Source organism: Pseudomonas cyclaminis (assembly GCF_015163715.1).
In the GTDB taxonomy this organism is placed as follows: domain Bacteria; phylum Pseudomonadota; class Gammaproteobacteria; order Pseudomonadales; family Pseudomonadaceae; genus Aquipseudomonas; species Aquipseudomonas cyclaminis.
The window spans coordinates 1-6,125 of sequence record NZ_JADDUM010000073.1; the positions used below are offsets into that span (position 1 = coordinate 1).

A 6,125-nucleotide genomic window follows, 5' to 3' on the forward strand; every position below is an offset into this window, starting at 1 on the left:
AAAGTTCGTTGCTCAACGTGCTCAATGGCGTGTATCGCTTTGACGCGGGGGAGATCGTTTTCGAGGCGCAACACTTCCACCGCATCGACCCCTTGGGGGCCGCACGCCGTGGCATTGGCCGGACGTTCCAGAACAACGCGCTGTTCAAGAAAATGAGCGTGCTCGACAACCTCCTCACCGGCCTGTCGCGGCATATGCGCAGCAGCTTTATCGAGCAGGCCCTCGGCTTGCCCCGTGCGCGACGTGAAGCCGAGGCCTTTCGCCTGCGTGGCCAAGCCATCCTTGAGTTTCTTGAGCTGCAAGCCCACCGCGATGTGCTGGTGGGCAACCTGTCCTACGGTCTGCAAAAGCGTGTGGAGCTGGGCCGTGCATTGATCGCCGGGCCGAGCCTGTTGCTGCTCGACGAACCCATGGCCGGCATGAACGCCGAAGAAAAACAGGACATGGCGCGCTTCGTCGCTGACGTAAACCGCGACCTCGGCACCACCGTGGTGTTGATCGAACACGACATGGGCGTGGTGATGGGCCTGTCCGACCATGTGGTGGTGCTCGACTACGGGCGCAAAGTCGGTGACGGCACGCCGGCACAGGTGCAGGCCAATCCCGAGGTGATCGCCGCCTACCTGGGAGCCGTGCACTGATGACCTTCTTCTTCGAAACCCTGCTCGGCGGCCTGCTCGCCGGCACCATGTATTCCCTGGTCGCCATCGGCTTCGTGCTGATCTACAAAGCCAGCGGCGTGTTCAACTTTGCCCAGGGTGCGATGTTGCTGTTTGCCGCGTTGACCTTCGTCAGCCTGCACGACCAGGGCGTGCCGTTTGCCCTGGCGCTGCTGCTGACGGTGATCGTGATGATCGTCGGCGCGTTGCTTATCGAGCGTCTGGTATTGCGGCCACTGGTGAACCGTTCGCAGATCACCCTGTTCATGGCCACTTTGGGCCTGTCGTTCATTATCGAAGGCCTGGCCCAAGGCTTGATGGGCGCGCAAGTGCGTGCCCTGGACCTGGGCATCGACGACGTGCCGCTGTTTGTTGGCCCGCTGATGCTCAGCCAGTTCGACCTGATCGCCGCTGCGGCTGCCGTGGTGCTGGTGACGGTGCTCGCGCTGCTGTTCAACAAAACCCGCATCGGCGTGTCCCTGCGCGCCGTGGCGGATGACACCACGGCGGCGCTGTCCATCGGCATCAACCTCAACCGCATCTGGCAGATCGTCTGGGCGGTGGCCGGCATTGTCGGGTTGGTGGCCGGCTTGCTCTGGGGCGCACGCCAGGGGGTGCAATTTTCGCTGTCGCTGGTGGTGCTCAAGGCGTTGCCGGTGTTGATCATCGGCGGCTTCACCTCGATTGGCGGCGCGATTGTCGGCGGGCTGATCGTCGGCGCGGCGGAGAACCTTGCCGAGGTGTATATCGGCCCGCTGATCGGCGGCGGCATCACGCCGTGGTTCGCCTATGTCCTGGCCCTGGCCTTCCTGTATATCCGTCCCGCCGGCCTGTTCGGCGAGCGCGCCATTGAGCGAGTCTGAAACCATGTCGATCCCTGTTGCTCAACAAACCGCGCCGTTATTGCTGGTCCCGCGACGTCTGCCCTGGGGCCTGCTCGGCCTGCTGGTGTTGGCATTTGTGGGGGTGCCGCTGTGGGGCAATGACTATTGGCTCAATGCGATCCTGATCCCGTTTCTGGTGCTGTCGCTGGCCGGGTTGGGCCTGAACCTGCTGACCGGCTACACCGGGCAAACCTCGGTGGGCGCGGCGGGGTTCATGGCGGTCGGCGCCTTTGCGACCTACGGCTTCCTGCTGCGCCTGCCGGAGCTTGGGTTGCCGGTGGCGTTGCTCGGCGGTGGGATTATCAGCGCTCTGGTCGGCCTGTTGTTCGGGTTGCCCAGCTCGCGCATCAAAGGCTTCTACCTGATGGTCACCACATTGGCCGCGCAGTTTTTTCTGGAGTGGCTGTTCGTCAAGTTTCCCTGGTTCTACAACTACGGCTCGTCCGGGACCATCTCGGCGCCCAAGCTTGCGCTGTTGGGCCATGACCTCAACACGCCGCTGGGGCGTTACTGGCTGACGCTGGTCACGGTGCTGCTGTTGACCTGGGCCGCGGTGAACCTGCTGCGCAGCCAGGTGGGGCGCAACTGGATGGCGATCCGCGACATGGACACCGCCGCCGCCGTGGTCGGCATTCCGGTGGTGCGTTACAAGCGCCTGGCGTTTGCGGTCAGCTCGTTTTACCTGGGTATTGCCGGTGCGTTGTGGGCGTTCGCCTACCTGGGCACGGCCAGCGCCAGCAGCTTCGATATCAATCGCTCATTCCAGATCCTGTTCATCATCATTATCGGCGGCATGGGCAGCATCGCCGGCAACTTCGTCGGCGCGGCGTTCATCAGTTTGCTGCCGATCTTTCTCAGCCATGCCGGGCAGGCGCTGTTCGGCGGTTCGGTGGACGCGGGGCAGTTGCAGAACCTGCAGAAAATCATCTTTGGCGTATTGATCATCGTGTTCCTGATCAAGGAACCCGAGGGCTTGATTCGCCTGTTGCACAACCTTCGCGACCGGCTGCGTCAGTGGCCGCTACGTTTCTGACCTATAGAAGAGAATCTCCATGCGTGCATCCTTGAAACGATCCCTGGTCAGTGCGGCCTTTGCGTTGGCGGCGTTGTCCGCTGCCGCTCCCCAGGCGATGGCCTCGGCCGACCAGCAATTCTTCCCCCTGGCGACCTACCGCGTGGGCGCCTACGCGTCCAGCGGCGTGCAAGTGTGGGCCGGGATGATCGATTACCTGCGCTATATCAACGAGGTCGAAGGCGGCATCAATGGCGTGAAACTGGTGTGGCAGGAATGCGAGACCGAGTGGACGGCCGAGAAGGGCATCGAGTGCTACGAGCGCTTCAAGAATGGCCTGGACGGCGCGCCGGTCGCGGTGTACCAGCCCAACGGCGCGCGGCGCCTATGCGCTCAGCGAAAGGGCGGAGGTGGACAAGATTCCGCTGATCACCCTCGGTTACGGTCGCACTGAAGCCACTGACGGCACGGTGTTCCCCTACAACTTCCCGGTGATGCTGACCTTCTACAGCGAGGCGTCGACCCTGGTGAACTACATCGCCCAGCGCGAAGGCGGCTTCGACAAACTCAAGGGCAAGAAGATCGCCACGGTCTACCACGACTCGGCCTACGGTCGCGAAACCCTCGGCCCGCTGAAGTTATTGGCCGAGAAATACGGCTTTGAAAATATCCAGATCCCGGTGGCCGATCCGGGCAACGAACAATCAGCGCAATGGCGCCAGGTGCGCCAGGCCAACCCGGACTGGGTGTTCCTGCGCACCTGGGGCGTGTCGACGCCGGTAGCGGTTAAAACCGCCGCACGCTTCGGCTTCCCGGTGGACCACATCATCGGCGACATCTGGGCCAGTTCCAGCGAAGACGTCTTGCCCGCCGGTGCGGCCGCCAAAGGCTACCTGGCGCTGACGCCTTACCCGGCGGGTGCCGATTTCGAGATCCACAAGCGCCTCAAGCAATCGATTCTCGACAAGGGCAACAGCGACCTCAAGGACCTGAAAAACTTCGGCAGCGTGTACTACAACTCGGGCCTGGTGAACGCCGCCGTGGCGGTAGAAGCGATCCGCACCGCCCAGGCCAGGTTCGGCAAGCGTCCACTTAACGGTGAAGAAGGCCGTTGGGGCCTGGAGCATCTGAATATCGACGACGCCCGCCTCAAGGCCATGGGTTACCTGGGCCTGATGCAGAACCTCAAGCTGTCGTGCAGCGACCACGAAGGCGGCGGTTCGGCGCGGGTGCAGCAATGGGACGGCGCCAACTGGACGCTGGTCAGCGACTGGATCGCCGCCGACCGTGGGCTGCTGCGCCCGCTCATCGATGAAAAATCCGCCGCGTTCGCCAAGGAAAAAGGCCTGACGCCACGCACCTGCAACGGGGATGAATAAGCCATGAGCCAGCCCGCTACTGAATCCGCCAGCCCGTCGCTGCTGACGGTCGACGACATTGAAGTGATCTACGATGGCGCGATCCTGGCGGTGGCCGGGGTCTCGCTGAACGTGCCGAAAGGCGCGATTGTGGCCTTGCTCGGCGCCAATGGTGCCGGCAAGAGCACCACCCTCAAGGCCATCTCGGGTCTGGTGCGGGCCGAGCGCGCCGAGGTCAGCCGAGGCGTGATCGCGTACGCCGGCCAGGACCTGGCAGGTGTCGACCCCAGCCAGCGCGTGCGCCAGGGCATGGTGCATGTATTGGAAGGGCGCCACGTGTTCGGCCAACTGACCGTGGAGGACAATCTGCGCAGCGGCGGCTTTGTGCGGCGCCTGAGCCGCAAGGACATGGAGCACGACCTGGAGCGCATCTACGCCTGGTTCCCCCGGCTCAAGACCAAGCGCCACACCCGCGCCGGGCTCACCTCGGGCGGCGAGCAGCAGATGGTCGCCATCGGCCGGGCGTTGATGACCCGTCCTACTTTGGTACTGCTCGACGAGCCCTCCATGGGTTTGGCGCCTATGATCGTGCAGGAGATTTTCGCGATCATCGCGCAGCTCAACCGCGAGCAGCAGGTGAGCTTCCTGATCGCCGAGCAGAACATCAACGTCGCGCTGACCTATGCGTCCCACGGCTACGTGCTGGATACTGGCCGCGTGGCCTTGAGCGGCAGCGCCGCCGAACTGCTGGCGCGGGGCGACTTGCATGATATTTATCTGGGTAAACAGTAAGGGCGAACCTGCATGAGTGAATCCATCCGCAACGCTGATGTACTGATCATCGGCGGCGGCCTGAGTGGGACGATGCTGGCGGTGCAACTGCTGCGTCTAGGTGGCCAGCGCCGGATCCTGGTGATCGAGCCGCGCGCCGAACTGGGGCGTGGCGAGGCCTACAGCGCCGTTGAGCTGGGCCACACCCTTAACGGCAATGCGGCGCGCATGAGTGTCGACCCGGACAACGCCGATGACCTGACGCAATGGCTCACCGACTACATCGGCGCGGGCGGCTGGCCGGAGTCGGACCAGCAGCACGTGCCCATCAGCGAGCTGTTTCCGCCACGGGGGATTTTCGGCTTGTATGCGCAGCAGCGGTTGGCCGAGGCCAAGGCGCTGTCCGCGTCCACGGTGGAGCATGTGCGCGCTGAAGTGGTCGACCTGCAAGTGGACGCGGATTCAACCCTGCTGAGCCTCGATAACGGCCAGTCACTGCGCGGCGCGTTTGCCGTGTTGGCCACCGGTATGTTCCCGGCGGCGCGCACGCCCCAAACCGAATCCAGCGGCTTGAACGCGGCGGCGGTGGACCCCTGGGATGTGCAGGCCATGACCCGGCTCGACCCGCTGTCGACGGTGCTGATCATCGGCTCCGGACTGACCATGGTTGACGCGGTGGTGTCCCTGGAACAGGCCGGGCATCGCGGGCCCATCGAGATTTTTTCGCGCCATGGCCTGCTGCCCCATGTGCGCCGGCAGCCGCCGGTTTGGGAGGATTTCCTGGCCGCTGATCACGCCTGCGCAGCTCTCGGCAGTTGTTGCATGAAGTGCGGCGCCAATGTCGGACCGCGCAGGCCCAGGGCATCGATTGGCAAGCGCCGCTGGACACCGTGCGCGCCCATATCGGCCGGTTGTGGAGCCAGGCCAGCGAGCGCGAGAAGCGTCAGTTTGTGCGGCATGTGCGGCCATGGTGGGAGAGCCATCACCACCGCTCGCCGCCGTTGAGTGCGCAGTTGGTGGCGCGGTTGCATGAGCAAGGGCGGTTGCGGATTCAGGCCGCGTCGTTCAAGGGCTTGGTGCCTGCGGACGAGGGCGTGACGATTCGTTTGCGTCAGCGTGGCGAACAGGCGCTGACCCAGGTCTCGGGCGCGGCGTTGATCAACTCCAGCGGCATCGAATACGACTGGCGCCGCGTGGCCCGGCCGTTGCCGCAGCAGTTGCTCAAGCGCGGCTTGATCCAGCCTGGGCCATTGGCGCTCGGGATTGCGGCGGACAACTCCGGCGCCGTGCTGGATGCCCAAGGGCAGGTCAGCCAGCGATTATTTGCCATGGGCCCGCCGTTGCGCGGGATGTGGTGGGAGAGCACGGCGGTGACGGATGTGGCGCTTCAGGCTAAAGCCCTGGCATCGAAGTTGGCACAACTCTAAATGTGGGAGGGGGG

General features: G+C 64.1%; 4 protein-coding genes and 2 pseudogenes. All 6 read left to right on the plus strand.

From position 1 onward, the window contains the following. Positions 1 to 641 (plus strand): ABC transporter ATP-binding protein (locus IQK56_RS11130; protein ID WP_193901701.1); only part of this gene is annotated, 641 nt, incomplete at its 5' end. Then, a complete protein-coding gene (locus IQK56_RS11135; protein WP_032889760.1) occupies positions 641 to 1,522 on the plus strand; it encodes a branched-chain amino acid ABC transporter permease in 882 nt (293 codons plus the stop codon). The genes IQK56_RS11130 and IQK56_RS11135, both read left to right, overlap by 1 nt. A gap of 4 nt (positions 1,523 to 1,526) precedes the next feature. Beyond that, the gene (locus IQK56_RS11140) at positions 1,527 to 2,576 is read left to right on the plus strand and encodes a branched-chain amino acid ABC transporter permease (RefSeq protein ID WP_193864150.1); all 1,050 of its coding nucleotides are present in this window, start codon (positions 1,527 to 1,529) and stop codon (positions 2,574 to 2,576) included. Between the two features lie 19 nt (positions 2,577 to 2,595). After that, positions 2,596 to 3,934 (plus strand): annotated as a pseudogene (locus tag IQK56_RS11145) (ABC transporter substrate-binding protein). Between the two features lie 3 nt (positions 3,935 to 3,937). Further along, complete coding sequence (locus IQK56_RS11150) at positions 3,938 to 4,705, plus strand: ABC transporter ATP-binding protein (protein WP_122310537.1); 768 nt, start codon at positions 3,938 to 3,940, stop codon at positions 4,703 to 4,705. A 12-nt stretch (positions 4,706 to 4,717) separates the two neighbouring features. Further along, positions 4,718 to 6,111 (plus strand): annotated as a pseudogene (locus IQK56_RS11155) (FAD/NAD(P)-binding protein). Positions 6,112 to 6,125: the final 14 nt, after the last annotated feature.